The sequence below is a fragment of the Allobosea sp. GW821-FHT12C12 genome (genome assembly GCF_058807355.1).
Map to the genome: position 1 here is coordinate 257908 of NZ_JBXAQP010000003.1, position 19497 is coordinate 277404.

Annotated in this window: 20 protein-coding genes; 13 read left to right on the forward strand and 7 right to left on the reverse strand. The window is 69.4% G+C overall.

Annotated features, from left to right (window positions below; all coding sequences use genetic code 11):
* Positions 1–70 precede the first annotated feature (70 nt).
* The 13 genes from AC1RRW_RS06010 (at position 71) to AC1RRW_RS06070 (ending at position 14155) form a co-directional block, all read left to right on the forward strand.
* Positions 71–1054, forward strand: a complete 984-nt coding sequence (locus AC1RRW_RS06010; protein WP_492899679.1) for a TRAP transporter substrate-binding protein — start codon at positions 71–73, stop codon at positions 1052–1054.
* Between the two features lie 76 nt (positions 1055–1130).
* The gene (locus tag AC1RRW_RS06015) at positions 1131–1637 is read left to right on the forward strand and encodes a TRAP transporter small permease (protein WP_492899680.1); all 507 of its coding nucleotides are present in this window, start codon (positions 1131–1133) and stop codon (positions 1635–1637) included.
* A gap of 16 nt (positions 1638–1653) precedes the next feature.
* Positions 1654–2955: a TRAP transporter large permease gene (locus tag AC1RRW_RS06020; RefSeq protein WP_492899681.1), complete on the forward strand. Its 1302-nt coding sequence runs from the start codon at positions 1654–1656 to the stop codon at positions 2953–2955.
* A 10-nt stretch (positions 2956–2965) separates the two neighbouring features.
* Positions 2966–5374 (forward strand): glycoside hydrolase family 31 protein, encoded by a 2409-nt coding sequence (locus AC1RRW_RS06025; protein WP_492899683.1) that lies wholly within the window; start codon positions 2966–2968, stop codon positions 5372–5374.
* A 28-nt stretch (positions 5375–5402) separates the two neighbouring features.
* Positions 5403–6305 carry a LysR family transcriptional regulator gene (locus AC1RRW_RS06030; protein WP_492899684.1) on the forward strand — a complete coding sequence of 301 codons (903 nt, stop codon included), beginning with the start codon at positions 5403–5405 and terminating at the stop codon, positions 6303–6305.
* Between the two features lie 91 nt (positions 6306–6396).
* Complete coding sequence (locus AC1RRW_RS06035; protein ID WP_492899685.1) at positions 6397–7665, forward strand: amidase; 1269 nt, start codon at positions 6397–6399, stop codon at positions 7663–7665.
* A complete protein-coding gene (locus AC1RRW_RS06040) occupies positions 7662–8867 on the forward strand; it encodes a CaiB/BaiF CoA transferase family protein (RefSeq protein WP_492899687.1) in 1206 nt (401 codons plus the stop codon). Before AC1RRW_RS06035 ends, AC1RRW_RS06040 begins: the two co-directional genes overlap by 4 nt.
* A gap of 8 nt (positions 8868–8875) precedes the next feature.
* The gene (locus AC1RRW_RS06045) at positions 8876–9658 is read left to right on the forward strand and encodes an enoyl-CoA hydratase (RefSeq protein ID WP_492899688.1); all 783 of its coding nucleotides are present in this window, start codon (positions 8876–8878) and stop codon (positions 9656–9658) included.
* Positions 9659–9719: 61 nt separating this feature from the next.
* On the forward strand, positions 9720–10709 hold the full coding sequence (locus AC1RRW_RS06050; protein ID WP_492899689.1) for an ABC transporter substrate-binding protein: 990 nt from the start codon (positions 9720–9722) through the stop codon (positions 10707–10709).
* Between the two features lie 53 nt (positions 10710–10762).
* The gene (locus tag AC1RRW_RS06055; protein ID WP_492899690.1) at positions 10763–11638 is read left to right on the forward strand and encodes an ABC transporter permease; all 876 of its coding nucleotides are present in this window, start codon (positions 10763–10765) and stop codon (positions 11636–11638) included.
* A gap of 91 nt (positions 11639–11729) precedes the next feature.
* On the forward strand, positions 11730–12503 hold the full coding sequence (locus AC1RRW_RS06060) for an ABC transporter ATP-binding protein (RefSeq protein WP_492899691.1): 774 nt from the start codon (positions 11730–11732) through the stop codon (positions 12501–12503).
* Between the two features lie 4 nt (positions 12504–12507).
* Positions 12508–13386 (forward strand): polysaccharide deacetylase family protein, encoded by an 879-nt coding sequence (locus AC1RRW_RS06065; protein WP_492899693.1) that lies wholly within the window; start codon positions 12508–12510, stop codon positions 13384–13386.
* Position 13387: 1 nt separating this feature from the next.
* Positions 13388–14155 carry a short-chain dehydrogenase/reductase gene (locus AC1RRW_RS06070; RefSeq protein ID WP_492899695.1) on the forward strand — a complete coding sequence of 256 codons (768 nt, stop codon included), beginning with the start codon at positions 13388–13390 and terminating at the stop codon, positions 14153–14155.
* A 14-nt stretch (positions 14156–14169) separates the two neighbouring features.
* On the opposite strand, the gene AC1RRW_RS06075 is transcribed toward AC1RRW_RS06070, so the two are convergent.
* The 7 genes from AC1RRW_RS06075 to epmA are packed head-to-tail and all read right to left on the reverse strand — an operon-like array spanning position 14170 to position 19490.
* Positions 14170–15297 carry an anhydro-N-acetylmuramic acid kinase gene (locus AC1RRW_RS06075; RefSeq protein WP_492899696.1) on the reverse strand — a complete coding sequence of 376 codons (1128 nt, stop codon included), beginning with the start codon at positions 15295–15297 and terminating at the stop codon, positions 14170–14172.
* 1 nt (position 15298) lies between these two features.
* Positions 15299–15607: a DUF1330 domain-containing protein gene (locus AC1RRW_RS06080; protein ID WP_492899697.1), complete on the reverse strand. Its 309-nt coding sequence runs from the start codon at positions 15605–15607 to the stop codon at positions 15299–15301.
* Between the two features lie 2 nt (positions 15608–15609).
* The gene (locus AC1RRW_RS06085) at positions 15610–15897 is read right to left on the reverse strand and encodes a DUF1330 domain-containing protein (protein WP_492899698.1); all 288 of its coding nucleotides are present in this window, start codon (positions 15895–15897) and stop codon (positions 15610–15612) included.
* Between the two features lie 37 nt (positions 15898–15934).
* Complete coding sequence (gene pyrF / locus AC1RRW_RS06090) at positions 15935–16636, reverse strand: orotidine-5'-phosphate decarboxylase (RefSeq protein WP_492899700.1); 702 nt, start codon at positions 16634–16636, stop codon at positions 15935–15937.
* 54 nt (positions 16637–16690) lie between these two features.
* Positions 16691–17335, reverse strand: coding sequence for a DsbA family oxidoreductase (locus tag AC1RRW_RS06095; protein ID WP_492899701.1), 645 nt, complete (start codon positions 17333–17335; stop codon positions 16691–16693).
* Between the two features lie 26 nt (positions 17336–17361).
* Positions 17362–18429: a lysine-2,3-aminomutase-like protein gene (locus AC1RRW_RS06100; protein ID WP_492899702.1), complete on the reverse strand. Its 1068-nt coding sequence runs from the start codon at positions 18427–18429 to the stop codon at positions 17362–17364.
* Entirely contained in the window at positions 18426–19490 is a 1065-nt protein-coding gene (gene epmA, locus AC1RRW_RS06105) for an EF-P lysine aminoacylase EpmA (protein WP_492899703.1), read from the reverse strand. The genes AC1RRW_RS06100 and epmA overlap by 4 nt, the downstream gene beginning before the upstream one ends.
* Between the last annotated feature and the right edge of the window lie 7 nt (positions 19491–19497).

Sequence of the window (19497 nt, forward strand, 5' to 3'; positions counted from 1 at the left end):
GCCACAAGGCGAAAACGCCGGCCGGGATGACAAGAAAAGACAAACAGCCAACAACGCGGAGGACACCAAGATGAGCATCACACGACGCACCACCCTGATCGCCGGGATGACCGCCGCCGCCGGGCTGGCGCCTGCTCCCTTCGCGCAGGCCAAGACGACGATGCGGCTCGGCCATGGCCTCGCCAAGGGCCATCCCGTCGACGTCTCGCTCGAACTCTTCGCCAGGCTCGTCTCGGAGCGCTCCAGGGGCGAGATCGAGATCAAGGTCTTCCCATCGGGCCAGCTCGGCCAGCAGCGCGAATTGCTGGAGCAGCTCCAGGCCGGCGCGCTCGACTTCGCCCATGCCAACGCCTCGCCGCTGGCGGCCTTCGAGCCGGCCTTCGGCGTCTTCGACACGCCCTTCCTGTTCCGCGACAAGGAGCATTTCTTCAAGGTCGTCGACGGGCCGATCGGCCGGGAGATCCTCGATGCCGGCAAGGCCAAGTCGCTGCTCGGGCTCTCATATCAGGACAACGGAACCCGCAGCTTCTACGCCAGGAAACCGATCAGGACGCCCGACGACCTCAAGGGCCTGAAGATCCGCGTCCAGCCCGGCCCGATCACCACCCGCATGGTCAATCTGCTCGGCGCGGCCGCGACCCCGCTCGCCTGGGGCGAACTCTATTCGGCGCTGCAGGCCGGCGTCGTCGATGGCGCGGAGAACAACGTCACGGCGCTGACGCTCGCCAAGCACGGCGAGGTGATGAAGTTCTATTCCCGCAACGAGCACACGCGGGTTCCCGACGTGGTGCTGGCCTCGGGCGTGACCTTCGGCCGGCTGAAGGCCCCCGAGCAGGAGCTGGTGCGGCAGGCCGCGATCGATTCCTCCAAGGCGCATAACGAGAACTGGCAGAAGGAGCTCGACAAAGCCGAGGGCGACGCGGTGAAGATGGGCGTGACCTTCGTCGACGCCGACAAGGCCGCGTTCCGCAAGGCCGTGCAGCCGATGTACGACGACCTCAAGGCCGTGCCGGCCGTGGCCGCGCTGGCCGACAGGATCCAGGCCGTGCAGTAGGGCGATGGGCGCGACCTCCCCTTCTCCCCCCGCGGGAGAAGGAAACATTCCGCACCCTTTCTCGTCGGGTCGTCACATGCTCCGCCGCATCCACCGCAGCCTCGACATCCTCGTCCTCACGCTCGCCGTCCCGATGACCGTGGTCATGCTGGCTTGCGTGGTCTGGCAGGTCGTCGGCCGCTATTTCCTGAATTCGTCGACCTCCTTCACCGACGAGCTCTCTCGCTTCCTGTTCATCTGGGTCAGCCTGCTCGGCGCGGCCTATGTGCTGGGCAAGCGCGGTCACATCGCGATCACCGGGCTGATCGAATACAGCTCCGGCCGGACGCGACGCGGCATCGACATCTTCATCGCCGGGCTCGTGATCGTCTTCGCGATCCTGATCCTCGGCGTCGGCGGCTGGCTCCTGGTCGAGCGCAACCTGCGGCTCGGGCAGGTCTCGCCGGCGATGCTGATCCCGGTCGCCTATGTCTACGCCATCATCCCGCTGTCGGGCCTTCTGACCGCGATCTACGCCGTGCTGGTGACGCTCGAAATCGCCACCGGGCAGGAGATCGCGGCCAAGGAAATCACGCTCGAATAAGGCGACAGGACCGATCATGGAACTCTCCCCCACCTGGGTCCTGTCGCTCGCCTTCATCGCGCTGATGGCGATCGGCGTGCCGGTCAGCCACGCCACCGGCCTCGCCGCCATCGCCGCGCTGCTGACGATCATGCCGCCGCTGCCGGCGCTGGCCGTCACGGCGCAGCGCATCGCGACGGGGCTCGACTCGTTCGCGCTGCTGGCGATCCCGTTCTTCTTCATGGCGGGCTCGATCATGAACCGGGGCGGCATCGCGCGCCGGCTGATCGACTGCGCCAAGGTGTTCGTCGGCTGGATGCCGGGCGCGCTCGCGCAGATCACCATCCTCGCCAACATGCTGTTCGGCACCGTCTCCGGCTCGGCCGTCGCGGCGGCGTCCGCCATCGGCGGCACGATGCAGCCCCTGCAGGACAAGGAGGGCTACGACCCGGCCTTCTCGGCGGCGGTCAACATCTCGTCCTGCCCGACCGGCCTGCTGATCCCGCCGTCCGGCGCCTTCATCGTCTATTCGCTGGTCTCGGGCGGCACCTCGATCGCGGCCCTGTTCCTGGCCGGCTACATCCCCGGCATCCTGATGGGCGTGGCGGTGATGATCCCGGTCTGGTTCATGGCCAAGAAGCGCGGCTATGCCCGCATGCCGCCACTGGCGATAGCCGAGAAGATCAGGTTCATCCTCAGCGCCGTGCCGAGCATCATCCTGATCGTGCTGGTGATCGGCGGCATCGTCGCCGGCGCCTTCACCGCGACCGAGGGGTCGGCCATCGCGGTGGTCTATTCGCTGGTGCTGGCCGGCTTCTACCGCGAGCTGAAATTCGGCGACCTTTACAAGATCCTCCTCGACACCATCGAGGCCACCGCCGTCGTCTCGCTGATGATCGGCACCTCGCTCGCCATGGCCTATGTCATGTCGCTGGCCGAGATTCCGCAACTGATCGGCGCATGGATCACGGCGATCTCCGACAACAAATATGTCGCGCTGATGCTGGTGAACATCGTGCTGCTGCTGATGGGCACCTTCCTCGACCTGACGCCCGGCATCCTGATCTTCACGCCGATCTTCCTCCCCGTTCTGGTGCAGCTCGGGGTCGATCCGGTGCATTTCGGCGTGATCCTGGTGTTCAACATGTGCCTCGGCATCATCTCGCCGCCGACGGGCAGCGCGCTCTTCATCGGCTGCGCCATCGCCAGGGTCTCGATCGAGCAGGTGACGCGGCCGCTGATCCCGATGTTCCTGTGGAGCACGGGCGCGCTGCTGCTCGTGACCTACATCCCGGCGCTCTCGCTCTGGCTGCCGACCCTGTTCGGCTTCATCAAGTAAGGCTCGTTGCATGCATCCGCTGACCGGGGCGAGGCTCGCCGGAACCGGGACACGTCATGTCGATCTCGCGCTGGAGGGCGGCTACCGCGCCACCGTCTATCTGCTCGACAGTCATCTCGCCCGGCTGCTGATCACGCGGCCGGGCGGGCTCGCCATGCCCCGGACCTGGTCGCTTTCGCCCGAGATCGCCTGGGCCGGCGAGCCCGACCCGATCGACGGGCGCGACCGGCTCGACGTCTCCGGCTTTCCCGGCGAGGCCTTCACCGTGTCGGAGGATGCGGACACGATCACCGTCGAGACAGCGTGGCTGCGCATCGTCATCCGCCGCGCGCCGCTGATGCTCGACTGGCAAGCGCGGCCAGCTCCCGCCGCGCCCTTCGAGTCCGTGCTGACCGACCGGCCGAGCCACGCCTACGCCTTCGACAAACGCTCGAACCGCTTCCGGCACTATCTCGTCCGCGACGAAAACGAGCGTTTCTACGGCTTCGGCGACAAATCCGGCGACGCCGACAAGCACGGCCGCCGGCTCGCCATGGGCGCGACGGACCCGCTCGGCTACGACGCCGGCCGCTCCGACCCGCTCTACAAGCACATCCCCTGGTCGGTGACGGTGAGGCCCGATCGCGGCGGGCAGGCGGTCGGGCTGTTCTACGACAATCTCGCGCGCGGAGCCTTCGATCTCGGCCAGGAGCTCGACGCCTATCACGACCTGTTCCGGAGCTTCGAGGCCTGCGACGGCGATCTCGACCTCCATGTCGTGCTGGGGCCAAGGCTCGACGACGTCGTGAAGCGCTTCACCGCGCTGACGGGACGGGCCGCCTTCCCGCCGCGCTGGACGATCCCCTATTCGGGCTCGACCATGTCCTACACCGACGCGCCCGACGCCTCGGACAGGCTCGTCGGCTTTCTCGACCTGCTGAAGGAGCACGGCATCCCCTGCGGCTCCTTCCAGATGTCGTCGGGCTATACGCTGGTCGGCGACAAGCGCTGCGTCTTCACCTGGAACCGCGACCGCTTTCCCGACCCGAAGGCCGTCACCGCCCGCTTCGGGCAGGCCGGCGTCGAGCTCGTCGCCAACATCAAGCCGGCGCTGCTGACGGCGCATCCGCGCTTCGCCGAGGTCGAGGCCTTTCGCGGCTTCGTGCGCGACAGCGAAGATCCTTCCAAGCCGCACATCACGCAATTCTGGGGCGGGCCGGCGGCCTATCTCGACTTCACCAACCTAAGGGCGAGCGCATGGTGGTCGACGCAGGTGCGGGAACAGCTGATCGACTTCGGCATCAACTCGACCTGGAACGACAACAACGAGTTCGAGATCTGGGACGAGGCGGCGGGCTGCGACCTCGCCGGCCAGGGAGCGACGATCGCGACGCTCAGGCCGGTGCAGACCAATCTGATGATGCGCGCCTCCGGGATCGCGCAGACGGCGGCGGCGCCGGCCAAGCGGCCCTATCTGATCTCGCGCTCGGGCGGGCCGGGCATGCAGCGCTATGTCCAGACCTGGAGCGGCGACAACCGCACCGACTGGGCGACGCTGCGCTGGAACCTGCGCATGGGTCATGGTTTCTCGCTCTCGGGGCTGGCCAATTTCGGCCACGACATCGGCGGCTTCGCCGGGCCGAAACCCGAACCCGAGCTGTTGCTGCGCTGGATCGAGCAGGGCATCTTCTGGCCGCGCTTCACGATCCATTCCTGGAACGACGACGGCAGCGCCAACGAGCCCTGGATGTATCCCGAGCTGCTGCCGCGGATCAGGGACTGCCTCGCCTTCCGCGAGCGGCTGACGCCGCTGATCTACGACCTGCTCTGGCGCTCGCATCGCGACCATGAGCCGATCCTGCGGCCGCTGTTCCTCGATTTCCCCGAGCAGGCGGAGAGCTATGCCGAGGAAGACTGCTTCCTGCTCGGCGAGCGGCTGCTGATCGCGCCCGTGCTCGACAGGGCTGCGACGACGCGCGGCGTCTGGCTGCCGGCCTGCGCGGAAGGCTGGCGCGATCTCTGGACCGGCGCGCATCATCCGGGCGGCGCGACCATCGCCATCGATGCCCCGCCCGGCCGCTGCCCGGCCTTCCTGCGCGGCGGCTCGATCCTGCCGCTCGGCCCCGCGCCGTCGACCGCGACCGGCCCGCTGACGCTGCGGATCGCGCTGGCCGAGGGCGAGAGCGCCACGCTCGACCTCTATGACGACGACGGCGCGAGCGTGCTGGAGACGCCGTTGACCCCGCCCTGCCTGCTCTCGATATCCGCCGAGAAGCGCGACGGGGTCGTCACCCTCGACGTCACGCTCGCCGGCACGCGGCCGCCGCGCTGGCCCGAGCTGCGCTTCGAGGATGCGGCCGGCCGCCCCATCACCGTCAATCTGCCCGGAGGCGAGGCGGTTGACGCGCTGGCGCTTCCCGGGCTGATTTCCGGGGAGTGAGCGGGGCGGCCCCGCGGGGAGCCTGCCCTTGCTGCATCACGATCTCCAGTCGCTCCGGCTCTTCGTCGCGCTCTGCGAATTGCGCAGCCTCAGCCAGGCGGCGCAGCGCATGAACATCGCGATCTCGGCGGCGAGCCGGCGGCTGCGGCTCCTGGAGGAGGAGGTCGGCCAGCCGCTGATGAAGCGCCTGCCCCATGGCGTCGAGCCGACCCATGCCGGCGTCACGACCCTGCGCTACGCCCAATCCGTGCTGCGGCTTGCAGACCAGCTCGTCTCGCATATGGGCGAGCACCGGCTCGGCGTGCGCGGCCGCGTTCGCGTCTGCGCCTCTTCATCGGCGCTGGTTCAGCGGCTGGCGCAGGACCTCGCCGCCTTCATGCGCGACAATCCGCGGATCAAGGTCGATCTCGAGGAGCGGCCCTCGTCGGAGACGCTGGAGGCGCTGGCGCGCGGCCAGGCCGATCTCGGCGTGATCGTGCGCGGGCTGGCGACGCCCGGCCTCGTCACCATACCCTATGCCGAGGACCGGCTGGCCCTGGCGGTCTTCCCGGAGCACCGGCTCTTCGGCCGCGACGGGGTGCGCTTCCAGGACATCCTCGACGAGGAGTTCGTCGCGCTCGACGCCGGCACCGCCGTCCACCGCGTCGTCGCCGAGAAGGCGCGCGAGCGGGGCTCGGTGCTGCGCGTGCGCGTGCAGGTCCGTTCCTTCGAGGTGATGTGCCAGATGGTGCGGCAGGGGCTCGGCATCGGCATCCTGCCGGAAGCCGCGCTGCGACCCCTGGCCGAGGCGCTCGGCCTGCGCCTGATCGGGCTCGACGAGGACTGGGCCCGGCGCGACATCGACATCTGCGTGCCTCACGTCGAGGCGCTCGACCCGCCGACGGCCCGGCTGCTGGCGGCGCTGCAGGCAAGCGCCGCCGATCCTGGCTGATTTCGCAAACCGGGAAATCAGACTTGCTGCATTTCTCATTCCTAAAAGACGGGAACTGTCACAGTCTCGCTTTCAGGAGGTCCGCACCGCCATGCTCGCAATGCCAGCCCGCGCCGTCCAGGAGTCGAGCCTCGCGCCCGGCGACCGCGCCGCGGCGTTGCGCTGCCTCGTCGAGCGCTGCAATGCGCCGGGCGGCGACGGAGCGCTGGCCGGGCTGAGCTATGTCGCGAAAGATCTGCTCGACGTCGCGGGACGCAAGCCGGGCTATGGCCTGACCGGCGCCCTTGCCGATGCGCCGATGCGAGACGCCGCCGTGCTGGTCGCGCTCGACGAAGCCGGCGCGGCGCGGCGCGGCTATGCCGAGATGACCCCGCTCGCCTTCGAGCCCTCGGGATCGAACGCGGCGCGCGGCCGGCCGCTCAACCCGTGGAAGCCGGAGCGCATCTGCGGCGGCTCGTCCTCGGGCTCGGCCGTCGCGATCTCGGCCGGGCTCGCGGATTTCGCCATCGGCTCGGATACCGCCGGCTCGCTGCGCATCCCGGCGCAATGCTGCGGAGTCACGGCCTGGAAGCCGACGCCGGGCCTCGTCCCGCTCGGCGGCGCGATGGCGCTGGCGCCCTCGCTCGACGTGCTCGGCTTTCTGGCGCGGGATGCGGTCACGCTGGAGCGCGTCGCCATGGTCTTCTGCGCGCAGGCGAAGCCGCGCCGCATCGCGACGATCGCCGTCGCTACCGACCTGATCGCGCAGTCCGACCCGGCCATCTCTCGGGTTCTCGATGGACTTGCCACGCGGCTCGAGGCCAGCGGCCGCCGTCTCGAACCCGAGCCGCTCGCGCCCCTGCTCAAGGCTTGCGACGGTCCGGTGCTCGACCTGCTGCAGGCCGAGAGCGCGGCCGAACATGGCTGGCGGCTCGCGACCGGAACGCTCGAGCCGACGCTCGCCGCGCGCCTGCGCAAGGGCCTCTCCATCCCGGCCGAGCGGGCCGACGAGGCCCGCGCCCGGCTCAAGGCGGTCGCAGGCGCGCTCAGCCTGTTCCGCCAGCATGATGCGATCCTTCTCCCGGTCATGCCGATCGTCACGCCCGAAGTCGCGGCCTGCGAGCCCGGCTCGCCGGATTTCTCGGCGCGCACCCTCTACGCGCTCTCGGCCTATACGCGCTTCGTCAACGGCCTCGGCCTGGCCGCCGTCGCCCTGCCCCGCGGCTTCGACGAGAACGGCATCCCGGTTGCCGCGCAATTGGTCGGCACGCCCGGAAGCGACCTCTCGCTTCTGGCGTTGGCAGCGGACATCCAGCGCGACAGCGATTGGCAAGCGCTCACGCCGACGGCGCTCGGCGGCCTAGTGGAGACGGGCCCATGAACGCCCGAGGCAGCGCGAAAGCCCCCTCCGCCGCGCTCTCGCATCTGCGCGTGCTCGATCTGACGCGCGTGCGCGCCGGGCCGACCTGCTGCCGCGTGCTGGCCGATTTCGGCGCGGACGTGATCAAGATCGAGCCGCCGGACGGCGTCGATCCGAACGAGGGCATGTCGGGCGCGCGCGACGGCTACGACATGCTCAACCTGCACCGCAACAAGCGCTCGCTGACGCTGAACCTGAAGACGCCGCAGGGGCTGTGCGTCTTCATGCGGCTGGTCGAGAGCGCCGATGTCGTCGTCGAGAATTTTCGTCCCGACGTGAAGGATCGGCTTGGCATCGCCTATGACGACCTGCGCGAGGCCAATCCGCGCATCATCCTCGCCTCGGTCTCGGGTTTCGGCCAGGACGGCCCCTATCGCGACCGCGCCGGCTTCGACCAGATCGCGCAAGGGATGGGCGGGCTGATGAGCGTCACCGGCCTGCCCGGCCAGGGGCCGGTGCGCGCCGGCGCGGCGGTCGCCGATTCGACGGCGGGCCTGTATGCCGCGACCGGCATCCTGGTGGCGCTGGCCGAGCGCGAGCGCTCCGGCGAGGGACAGTGGGTCCACACCTCGCTGCTGGAGGCGCAGATCGCGCTCTGCGATTTCCAGGCGGCGCGCTGGCTGGTCGACGGCGTCGCGCCGGAGCAGGCCGGCAACGACCACCCCTATTCGACGCCGATGGGCGTTCTCGCGACCTCGGACGGCTACATCAATATCGGCGTGGGCGGGCAGGGCCAGTGGCTCAAGCTCTGCGAGGCGCTCGGCCGGCCGGATCTCGCGGCCAATCCAGACTACGCGACGCAGGACGAGCGCCTGCGCCACCGGCCGGCGCTGATGGGCCTGCTCGCACAGGTTTTCGCCTCCGCCGCCTCGGCCGAATGGCTCGCCTTGCTGGAGGCGCATGGCGTGCCGGCCGGGCCGATCTACCGCATGGATGAGGTCTTCGCCGATCCCCAGGTGCGGCATCTCGCCATCGCGCAGGACGTGTCCCATCCCGCGCGCGGCAGCGTCAGCCTCGTCGGCCAGCCGGTGACGCTGTCGCGGACGCCTGCCGCGCTGGTCTCGTCCTTGCCCGAGAAGGGCGCCCATTCCGACGCCATCCTGGAGGAAACCGGCTATTCTGCCGCCGACATCGCGCGCCTGCGGGCGCTTAACGTGATCTGAGGCGGACGATGGCGCAGGTTCGATACGAGGCGGAGAACGGCATCGCCCGGCTGGTCGTGGACCAGCCGGAGAAGATGAACGCGATGACCTACGGGATGTGGGCGAGCCTTGCCGGCCATGTCGCGCGCGCCGAGGCCGACCGCGACGTGCGCGCCATCGTCGTGACGGGAGAAGGCGGCCGGGCCTTCTGCGCCGGGGCCGACATCTCGCAGTTCGGCGAGATCCGCGACGGCGAGGCCGCGACGCGCGCCTATGACGAGGCCTATCTCAGCGGCTGCGCCGCGCTCGCCCAGGCCTCCAAGCCGAGCATCGCGGTCATTCGCGGCATCTGCTTCGGCGGCGGCGTCGGCCTCGCCATGGCCTGCGACATCAGGCTGGCGCGCGCCGACGCACGCTTCCGCGTGCCGGCCGCGCGGCTCGGGCTCGGCTACGCCTATGACGGCGTCGCCGCGCTGGTGCAGCGGCTCGGCTTCGGCGCGACGGCCGACCTCCTGTTCAGCGCCCGCATCGTCGATGCGCCGGAAGCGCTGCGCATCGGCGTGGTCAACATGCTCCGCGGCCAGGACGATTTCGAGCGGGAGGCGGCCGATTATCTGCGCAGCATCGCGACCAACGCGCCGCTGACGCTGCGCGCGGTCAAGCAGGCGCTGGTCGCGCTCGCCCAGCCGGAAGCGACGCGGAACACGGCTCGGGCGGATGCGGCGGTCGCCGCCTGCTTCTCGAGCTCGGACTACAAGGAGGGCCAGAGAGCCTTCCGGGACAAGCGGGAGCCCGCCTTCACCGGCGAGTAGCCCGAGACGGGAACAGGCATCGATCTCGCGGGGCTCATCCCGCCATCGTGGAGGACTGGATATGAAGCGTCGGACTTTTTGCGCGGGCCTCGTCTCTTCGGGACTCGCTGCCTTCACCATCGAGACGGCGGCTCCCGCTTTCGCGCAGGCCCCGCTCACCCCGCCCGTGCAGCTCACCGTCGGCTACCAGAAGGTCGGCCATCTCGCTCCGATCACGCTGATCGAGGAGGATCTGAAGAAGCAGGGCGTCGAGATCAAGCTGGTCGAGTTCGCCCGTTATGCCGATGCCCGCACGGCGCTGCTCGCCGGCTCGCTCGACGTCGCCTCGGTCGGTCCGGCCGATCTCGCCATCGCGCTCGCCAACGGCTCGACCGGGATGGTCGGCATCATGGGCGTCGGCTCCTCGCCGAAATACGTCATCGCCGGCAAGGGCAAGACCTTCGAGTCGTGGAACGACATCAAGGGCAAGAAGATCGCGATCGCGCCGGGCTCGGCGGTCTGGTTCCAGTTCGCCGCGACGCTGATCGAGAAGGGCATCCCCTACAACTCGTTCAGCGCCATCAACATCCAGGGCGGCGGCGCCAACTTCAACCAGGCGCTGGAAAAGGGCGAGGTCGACGCGATCGTGACCTGGGAGCCGTTCGAATCGATCCCGGTGATGAAGGGCTATGGCAGCTTCGCCAAGAACCTCGACTACTCGACCTCGAAGTCGGTCGGCGCGGAACTCGGCATGCTCGCCGCCTCCAAGGCCGCTGCCACTGGCAAGCGCGAGGCGGTGCAGCGCGTCGTCACCGCCTATGTCAGGAAGATGAAGGAGCTCGAGGGCTCGCGCGTCGCCTTCGGGACGGCCATCGCCAAGCTGACCGGGCTCGACGAGACCGTCTCGGCCGAGATCGCCAAAGTGATCAATCTCGGCCCGGTCATCACTCCGGCGCAGATCAAGGCGCAGGCCAAGGCCTTCAACGAGTTGGGCGTCATTCCGAAGGACGTGTCGGGCGAGATCGAGCAGTACTGGGATGCGAGCTTCCTCGAGACGGCGGCGAAGAGCTGAGCCCTCCCACCCCACATCGTGGCTAGGATCGGCCCAATAGCCTGGAAGAACCCATGACCGTCACCACGGCCGAAGCCAGACCCTCCGCCGCGGCCGCGCCCGCCGGCGACACCGCGCGCCACCTCGGCGCGCGTCTGCGCTCATACGCCGCCGCGATCCTGCTTCCGCTCACCGCCGTCATCCTCTGGCAGCTCGCCGGCAAGGACGGCTCGCTGGCCGGCGGGGCGCTGCCGACGCCGGACCGGGTCTGGGCGGCGTGGAAGATCTGGGCCTTCGGCACGCCGACGGGGATGAGCCTGTCGCCCTATGTCGGCACCTGGGCGGAAAGCGTGCTGTTCTCAGGCGTGCGCGTCGCCAAGGGCTTCGCGCTCGCCATCGTCATCGGCGTGCCGCTCGGCATCCTGATCGGCTGGTCGAAGCTGGCGCAGGCCATGGTCGACCCGACGATCCAGTGGCTCAGGCCGGTGCCTATCACGGCCTGGCTGCCGATCTCGATCGCGATCTTCGGCATCGCCGATTTCGGCGCGGTCTTCCTGATCACCATCGGCGCGTTCTACCCGATCGTGATCAACACCACGCAGGGCGCCCGCGACGTCGAGAAGAACTGGATCAGGGCCGCGCAGATGATGGGCGCGGGCCGCCTCGACATCCTGCGCCGCATCGTGCTGCCGGCCGCCCTGCCCTCGATCTTCACCGGGCTTCGCATCGGGCTCGGCATCGGCTGGACGGCCGTGATCGTCTCCGAGATGGTCGCGGTGAAGTCCGGCCTCGGCTACGTCCTGTGGGACGCCTATTATGTCGGGCGCATGGACATCGTCATCGCCGACATGGTCTCGATCGGCCTCGTCGGCTTCCTGTCGGACTGGCTGATCGTCCGGCTGGAGCTGTGGGTGCTGAAATGGCGCCGCCTCCAGAGCTTCAACGCATGACGGGCGCAATTCCGTCATTGCGAGGAGGCGAAGCCGACGAAGCAATCCGGAGGCTTCGCGCCAACCTCCGGATTGCTTCGCCGCGCTCGCCATGACGAGGAACACGATGGGCACGATCACCTTCGACGCGGTCTCGAAAACCTATGGCGGTCCGGGCGGCGTACGCGCGCTCGACAATGTCGACTTCCGGATCGGCGAGGGCGAATTCGTCGCGCTGCTCGGCCCCTCCGGCTGCGGCAAGTCGACCCTGCTCAACCTGCTCGCCGGCTTCGAGCCGCTGAGCGAGGGCGTCCTGACCTTCGACGGCGCCCCCATCAGCAGACCCGGCCCCGACCGGGGCGTCGTCTTCCAGGAGGCGGCGCTGCTGCCCTGGCTCAGCGTCTGGGAGAACGTCGTCTTCGGCCCCAAGGTGCAGGGCGCTCCGAAGGCGGAATACGAGGCCAGGGCGCGCGAGATCCTGCAGATCGTCGGGCTGGAGACATTCCACGAGGCGCTGCCGGTGCAGCTCTCGGGCGGCATGCGCCAGCGCGTCGGCATCGCCCGCGTGCTGGTGATGGAGCCGCGCGCGCTGCTGATGGACGAGCCGTTCGGCGCGCTCGACGCGCAGACGCGGCTCTCGATGCAGCAATTGCTGCTGGAGGTCTGGCAGCGGCTGAAGACCACCGTGCTCTTCGTCACCCACGACATCGACGAGGCGATCCTGCTCGCCGACCGGGTCTGCGTGATGACGGCCAGGCCCGGCCGCATCACCCGCGACATCCCGATCACGCTGCCGCGCCCGCGCTCGCTCGACGACCTGACCAGCCCGGACTTCACCCGCTTCAAGGCCATGATCATGGCCGAGATGCGCGCCGGAGCGCATTGAGGATATGGCCAACCCCCGCATTCCCTACCGGCTGTCGTCGCAGCGTCCAGTCCTGCCGCCGCTGAACGGCAGGCGCATCCTCGTCCACCTCGTCGTCAACGTGGAGCACTGGCAGTTCGACCAGCCGATGCCGCGCACGATCATCACGCCGCCGCATGGCCGCGAGACGGTGCCGGACGTGCCGAATTTCTCCTGGGCCGATTACGGCATGCGCGCCGGGCTGCCGCGCATCCTGAAGCTGTTCGCCGACCGCAAGCTGCCGGCCTCGACCAGCTTCAACGCCGGCGTGATCGAGGCCTATCCTGCCGCGGCCCATGCGATGCTGGAGGCCGGCTGGGAGTTCATCGGGCACGGCATCCATCAGAAGGCGATGAACCATGCCGAGGGCGGCGAGGAGGCGCTGATACAGGGCGCGCTCGACCGTATCGAGCGCTTCACCGGCAAGCGGCCGCGCGGCTGGCTTTCGCCCGGACTGCGCGAGACCGTCGAGACGCCGGAGCTGCTGCGCGGGAACGGCATCGACTATCTCTGCGACTGGTGCGTCGACGATCTGCCGAGCTGGATGGCGACGACGCACGGCCCGCTCGTGGCGATGCCCTACAATCTCGAGATCAACGACTCGATCGTCTATGCCGTCGAGAAGCACGCCACCGGCGAGATGGCCAAGCGCCTCGCCCATACGCTGCGGCTGTTCGAGGAAGAGGCGACCGGGAACCCGCGCGTGCTCGCGGTCGGCCTGCACCCGCACCTGATCTCGGCGCCGCACCGCTTCCACGAATTGGTCGAGATGGTCGAACTGCTGCAGGCTTCGGACGAAGTCGCCTTCGTCACCGGCAGCCAGATCTGCGACTGGTATGCCGCCGCCGAACCGTCGAGGACATGAGATGGACCTGAAACTCGCCGGCCGCCGCGTCCTGATCACCGGCGGCTCGAAGGGCATCGGCGAGGCCTGCGCCCGCGTCTTCCTCGCAGAGGGCTGCTCGGTCGTGCTCGTCGCGCGCGATGCCGAGCGGCTTTCGGCCACCGCGGACGGGCTCGGCGAGGCCAATCGCGTCGCGACCTGCGCCGCCGACCTCTCGCAAGCGGCCGAACGGGAGCGGGTGGCGGCCGCCTATCCCGACATCGACATCCTGGTGAACAATGCCGGCGCGATCCCCGGCGGCGGCCTGCTCGACCTCTCGATGGAGACCTGGGAGGCCGCCTGGGCGCTCAAGGTGATGGGCTATGTCCACCTGACCAAGCTCTATCTCGCGCGGATGAAGGAGCGGCGGGCCGGCATCGTCGTCAACATCATCGGCGGGGCCGGGCGCAGCCCGCGCTACGACTATGTCTGCGGCGGCACGGGCAACGCCGCGCTGATGGCGTTCACTCACGCCGTCGGCGGAAAGTCGGTCGACTGGGGCGTGCGCGTGATGGGCATCAACCCGTCGCAGACCCGCACCGACCGCATCGTCGCGCTGAGCAGGAAGCGCGCGGCCGCCGCACTCGGCGACGAAGCGCGCTGGGAGGAGATGCTGACCAACCTGCCGCTCGACCGGCTGATCGAGCCCGACGAGATCGCCAGCGCCGCCGCCTTCCTGGCCTCGCCGGCCTGCGGCTATGTCAGCGGCACGGTGCTGGATGTCGATGGCGGCGGGGCGTTTCGGGGGTAGGCCTCGTCAACCATTCAGCCCTCATCCTGGAGATGGCGCTCGATGGGTCTGTTCAACCGCCCACCCATCATAGCCTGTGGCACGCCCGTCGTCGACGGCAGGCTGAGCGGCAGCCCTTTCACCGAGCGGATCGCGAGATAGGCGAAGGTCTGGGCCTCCAGCGCGTCGCCGTCCCAGCCGACCGCCTCGACCGGTTCGACGGGAACGCCGAGGCGCTGCGCCAGCCCTGCCATGAAGTGCCGGTTCAGCCGGCCGCCGCCGCCGACGAGCCAGCGCGACGGCGCGAGCGGGACATGGCGCAAGGCCGCGACCAGGCTCTCGATGGTGAAGGCCGCGAGCGTCGCCGCGCCGTCCGCGTCCGAGAGCGGCTCGACGACCTGCGCCCGGCGATGGAAATCGTTCCGGTCGAGCGATTTCGGCGCCGGACGGTCGAAATAGGGATTGTCCATGAAGCCGGCGACGAGATCGTCATGGGCGCGGCCGCTGGCGGCGAGCGCGCCGTCCGCGTCAAAGCCAAGGCCGCGCCGGCGCAGCACGAAATCGTCGAGGATCGCGCTGGCGGGACCGGTGTCGAAGGCGATCACGCTCTCGCCGTCGATATACGTCACATTGCCGACGCCGCCGAGGTTCAGCACCATCACCGGCTGGGCCAGGCCTTGCGCCAGCGCGCGATGATAGAGCGGCGCGAAGGGCGCGCCCTCGCCGCCGGCCGCGACATCGGCATGGCGGAAGCGGTCGACGGTCGGAATGCCGAGCGCATTCGCCACCGCCGGCCCGTCGATGAGCTGTCGGGTGAAGCGGAGGTCGGGCCGGTGATAGACCGTCTGGCCATGCAGGCCGACGAGGTCGATCCCGGCCGGATCGAGGTCCTGCTCCGCGAGGAAGCTCTGGATCGCCGCGAGATGGTCGGCGGTGACGACCGCCTCCAGCTCCGTGAGCGGCTCGGTCAGGGCGCGCCCGGCCTCGGCGATCAGCGCCTGCAAAGCCGCTTTCGTTTCAGGTCGATAGGAATAGGACGCGCCGGCCCCGAACGAGACCGCGTCGCGCCCGTCGCTGGTGACGAGCGAGACGTCGACGCCGTCCATCGAGGTGCCGCTGATCACGCCGATGGCGGTCAGCGTGTCGCGATCGAGGTCGCGCAACCTATTCGCCCGGCTGCGGGCCGTCATGGCCGGCGATGATGACGAGATCGACCGGACCGACATTGGCGAGGTGCTTCACCGCCGCCTGGTATTCCGGCGAATCATAGCAGGCGCGCGCCGTCTCGACGTCCTTGAACTCGATGACGACGTTGTGCTTGCGGCTCTCGCCGCGCGCGAGCTTGTACTCGCCGCCGCGCACGACGAAGCGCCCGCCATATTTGGCGAAGGCGACCGCGTTCAGCGCGCGATAGGCGTCGTATTCGGCCTGGTTCTGGACATCGAGCCTGGCGATCCAATAGCCCTTCGCCATGGTCAGACCCCCTCGACAGCGACGATATCGATCTCGCCCGCGCCCTCGCGCAGCTTGCGCGCCTCGGCATATTCCGGCGAGTTGACATAGGCCCTGGCCGAGGCGAAGTCGGCGAACTCGATGACGATGTTGCGGGCCCGGCCCTCGCCTTCGGCGACCGTCATCTGGCCGCCGCGCACGATCGGCGTGCCGCCATAGATCTTCATCGCCTCGCCGGCCTTGGCGGCATAGGCCGCCCATTGCGTGGCGTTGGTGACCTTGGCGCGCGCCACGACATATCCCTTGGGCATGATCGCTAGTCCGTCTCTCGGATTCGGGAACGGGAGCTTAGGAGGCCGCCGCGATCTCGTCCATGATCGCGGCCGTGGCCCCGCGCGGATCGGCCGCGCGGATGATGGGACGCCCGACGACGAGATGGTCGACGCCCGCGGCGATCGCCTCGCCCGGCGTCAGCGTGCGCTTCTGGTCGCCGGCGGCGCCCCCAGTGGGGCGGATGCCCGGCGTCACGATCAGCATGTCGGCGCCGATCGCGTCGCGGACGATCTCGGCCTCGGCGGCCGAGCAGACGATGCCGTCGATGCCGGTGGCGCGGGCCTGCTCGGCGCGCAGGCGCACGAGGTCGCGCACGGCCATGGCATAACCCGCATCGCGCAGGTCGCCGTCGTCATAGGAGGTCAGCGCCGTCACCGCGAGCAGCCTGAGGGGAGCGTCGCCGCGTCCCTCGACCGCGCCGCGCATGGTCTGCGGGTAGGCGTGCACGGTGAGGAAGGTGACGCCGAGGCTGGTCAGCGAGTCGACGCCCTCCGTCACCGTATTGCCGATGTCGTGCAGCTTCAGGTCGAGGAAGACCTTCTTGCCTTCGCCGATGAGTTGGCGGGCGAGATCGAGGCCGCCGGCGAAGGCGAGGCGATAGCCGATCTTGTAGAAGCTCGCCTCGTCGCCGAGCTGGCCAATGAGCCGGTAGGCATCCCAGATCGTCGGCACGTCGAGCGCCACGATCAGCCGGTCGCGGATGTCGTTGGTCGTCATCTGGCCCTCCGCCGCTCGCGGGATGGGCCATGATTCGAGCGAGGATGCAAGCGCCTAGGCCGCGTCCCGCATCACCTGCGCGAAGACCTGAGCCCAGACATCGGCCGTCTGCGCACCGGAGACCGCGAGCTTGCCGTCGACGACGAAGAAGGGCACGCCGGTGACGCCGACCTGCCGCGCATGCGCCTCCAGCCCGATCACGGTCTCGCGCAACTCGTCGTTGCTCAGCTCGTCGCGCGCCGCCTGCTCGTCGAAACCCTGCTCGACGGCGATCGCGACCAGCGTCTCCAGATCGCCGATGTCGCGGCCCTCCTGGAAATAGGCCTTGAACAGCGCGGCCTTCATATCGCCGCCGCGCTGCACGGTCGACGCCGCCGCGACCAGCATATGCGCCATGCGCGTGTTGACGCTCTTCGTCACCTTGGCCCAGTTGAAGGTGACGCCGCTTTCCAGCGCGGCCTCCGAGAGCCTGATCTCGATCTCCCTGCGCTTGCCGGGACCGAACTTGGCGTCGAGATATTGCGTCCGGTCCATACCCTCGGCCGGCATGTCGGGGTTGAGTTCATAGGGCAGCCAGGTGATGGCGACCTTGTCGGTCAGGCCGTGCTGGGAAAGCGCCGTCTCCAGGCGCGCCTTGCCGATGAAGCACCAGGGGCAGACGATGTCGGAGACGATCGCGATTGGCATCTTGTCCTGCATGATCGCTCCTTCGTGATGATGGCTGCTCAGGCGGGCGGGTAGGCGTGCCGAACGCCGTGCCGGTCCTCGACGGTGGCTCCTGCGCCTTCCGCCGGCCCGCATCCGAGCGACGAGGCCGCGACCGGCGCCTTTCCCGCCCCGCCGGGGATGTCGAGGATATAGGTCGGCTGGCACAGTCCCGAAAGATGGCCGCGCAGGCGCTTGACGAGGGCCTGACCCTCCGCCAGCGAGAGCCGAAAATGCGAGGTGCCCGGCGCGAGGTCGGGATGGTGCAGGTAATAGGGCTTGACGCGGTTCTCGACGAAGGCGCGCATCAGCGCGCCCAGCGTCCCGACATCGGCGTTGACGCCCTTGAGCAGCACGCTCTGGCTGATCAGGACATGGCCGGCGTCGGCCAGCCGGGCCAGCGCGGCGCAGGCCTCAGCCGTGAACTCGCGCGGATGGTTGGCGTGGATCGCGACATAGCTCGCCTTGCCGGGCACGCGCAGGGCGCGGGCATAATCGGCGGTGACGCGTTCGGGCTGGACCATGGGAACGCGCGTGTGCCAGCGCGCCACCCTGATGTGCGGGATCGCCGCCAGCCGGCGCGCGACCTCGCGGATGCGGCGGCCCGACAGGATCAGCGGGTCGCCGCCGGTCATGACGACCTCCCAGATCGCGGGCCGCGCGGCGAGATAGGCCAGCGCGGCGTCCAGCGTCTCGCCCGTCAGGGCATCGCCGCCGGGCCCGACCATCTCGCGTCGGAAGCAGAAGCGGCAATAGACCGGGCAGGCATGGACGAGCTTGAGCAGCGCGCGGTCGGGATAGCGATGGACCACGCCCGCGACCGGGGAATGGACGTCGTCGCCGATCGGGTCGGCGAGCTCCTGCGGCAGCGTCACCAGTTCGGCGGCGTCGGGCACGAACTGCCGCGCGATCGGGTCGGCGGCGTCGCCGGCGTCGATCAGCGCGGCCATGGCCGGCGTCACCGAGACGGCATAGCGCGACGCGACCTCCTGCAAGGCAGCGCGCCGAGCGGGCGCGACGAGGCCCCGCGCGATCAGCGCGTCGATGCCGCGGAGCGGCGAGTCGGAAAGAGGCCGATGGATCGTCATCGCCCTCCCCTGCCCGGTTGCGCGACCGGCGTCCAGAGCACGTCCTCGATCGCGCGCGCATGGGTGCAGAGCATCGCCAGCCGGTCGAAGCCGAGCGCGATGCCCGACGCCTGCGGCATCCGCGCCAGCGCGGCGAGGAAATCCTCGTCGATCGGATAGCGCTCGCCATGGATGCGCTGCTTTTCGTCCATGTCGGCCTCGAAGCGCCGCCTCTGCTCGGCCGGATCGGTCAACTCGCCGAAGGCGTTGGCGAGCTCGACGCCGCAGGCATAGAGCTCGAAGCGCTCGGCGACGCGCGGATCGCCCGGCTCGGGTCGGGCCAGCGCCGCCTCCGAAATCGGATACTCGCACAGGATGGTGGCGCGGCCCCGGCCGAGATGCGGCTCGACCCGCTCCGACAGGATGCGGCTGAAGATGTCCGACCATGTGTCGTCGGCAGCGACGCGGATGCCGGCCTCGGCCGCATCGGCGGCGAGCCCGCCCCGGTCGACGTCGTGATCGGCGGTGACCGTCCGCAACAGGTCGATGCCGGCATGGCGCAGGAAGGCGTCCTGCACGGTCATCCGCTCCGGCGCGGCGAAGGGATCGGCCTCCACCTCGCGCCAGCGCAAAGTCGTCGCGCCCGCGGCCCGGGCGGCCTCCGCCAGCAGCGCCGCGCAGTCGGCCATCAGCACGTCGTAGGTCTCGCCGGCCCGATACCACTCCAGCATCGTGAATTCGGGATGGTGAAGCGCCGTGCGCTCGCGATTGCGGAAGACGCGGGCGAAGTCGAAGATTTTCGTCTCGCCCGCCGCGAGCAGCTTCTTGGCGGCAAATTCCGGCGAGGTGTGCAGATAGTAGGGATGGCCCGCGCCGGCATCGTCGATCAGCGTCGTCGCGAAGCCGTGCAGATGCGTCTCGTTGCCGGGCGAGACCTGCAGGATCGCCGCCTCGACCTCGATGAAATCGCGCGCCTCGAACCAGCGCCGCAGCGCCGCCTTGATCCGCCCGCGCGCCAGCAGCGCCGGGCGTCGGTCGGCATGGATGTCGGGCCGCCAGAAGGGCGGATCGGGATCGGACATGATCGGC

Bases quoted from the DNA above. Each gene is read 5' to 3' on its own strand.
- AC1RRW_RS06010 (WP_492899679.1), top strand. From the start codon at position 71: ATGAGCATCACACGACGCACCACCCTGATCGCCGGGATGACCGCCGCC.
- AC1RRW_RS06015 (WP_492899680.1), top strand. From the start codon at position 1,131: ATGCTCCGCCGCATCCACCGCAGCCTCGACATCCTCGTCCTCACGCTC.
- AC1RRW_RS06020 (WP_492899681.1), top strand. From the start codon at position 1,654: ATGGAACTCTCCCCCACCTGGGTCCTGTCGCTCGCCTTCATCGCGCTG.
- AC1RRW_RS06025 (WP_492899683.1), top strand. From the start codon at position 2,966: ATGCATCCGCTGACCGGGGCGAGGCTCGCCGGAACCGGGACACGTCAT.
- AC1RRW_RS06035 (WP_492899685.1), top strand. From the start codon at position 6,397: ATGCTCGCAATGCCAGCCCGCGCCGTCCAGGAGTCGAGCCTCGCGCCC.
- AC1RRW_RS06040 (WP_492899687.1), top strand. From the start codon at position 7,662: ATGAACGCCCGAGGCAGCGCGAAAGCCCCCTCCGCCGCGCTCTCGCAT.
- AC1RRW_RS06045 (WP_492899688.1), top strand. From the start codon at position 8,876: ATGGCGCAGGTTCGATACGAGGCGGAGAACGGCATCGCCCGGCTGGTC.
- AC1RRW_RS06050 (WP_492899689.1), top strand. From the start codon at position 9,720: ATGAAGCGTCGGACTTTTTGCGCGGGCCTCGTCTCTTCGGGACTCGCT.
- AC1RRW_RS06055 (WP_492899690.1), top strand. From the start codon at position 10,763: ATGACCGTCACCACGGCCGAAGCCAGACCCTCCGCCGCGGCCGCGCCC.
- AC1RRW_RS06060 (WP_492899691.1), top strand. From the start codon at position 11,730: ATGACGAGGAACACGATGGGCACGATCACCTTCGACGCGGTCTCGAAA.
- AC1RRW_RS06065 (WP_492899693.1), top strand. From the start codon at position 12,508: ATGGCCAACCCCCGCATTCCCTACCGGCTGTCGTCGCAGCGTCCAGTC.
- AC1RRW_RS06070 (WP_492899695.1), top strand. From the start codon at position 13,388: ATGGACCTGAAACTCGCCGGCCGCCGCGTCCTGATCACCGGCGGCTCG.
- AC1RRW_RS06080 (WP_492899697.1), bottom strand. From the start codon at position 15,607: ATGGCGAAGGGCTATTGGATCGCCAGGCTCGATGTCCAGAACCAGGCC.
- AC1RRW_RS06085 (WP_492899698.1), bottom strand. From the start codon at position 15,897: ATGCCCAAGGGATATGTCGTGGCGCGCGCCAAGGTCACCAACGCCACG.
- pyrF (WP_492899700.1), bottom strand. From the start codon at position 16,636: ATGACGACCAACGACATCCGCGACCGGCTGATCGTGGCGCTCGACGTG.
- AC1RRW_RS06095 (WP_492899701.1), bottom strand. From the start codon at position 17,335: ATGCAGGACAAGATGCCAATCGCGATCGTCTCCGACATCGTCTGCCCC.
- AC1RRW_RS06100 (WP_492899702.1), bottom strand. From the start codon at position 18,429: ATGACGATCCATCGGCCTCTTTCCGACTCGCCGCTCCGCGGCATCGAC.
- epmA (WP_492899703.1), bottom strand. From the start codon at position 19,490: ATGTCCGATCCCGATCCGCCCTTCTGGCGGCCCGACATCCATGCCGAC.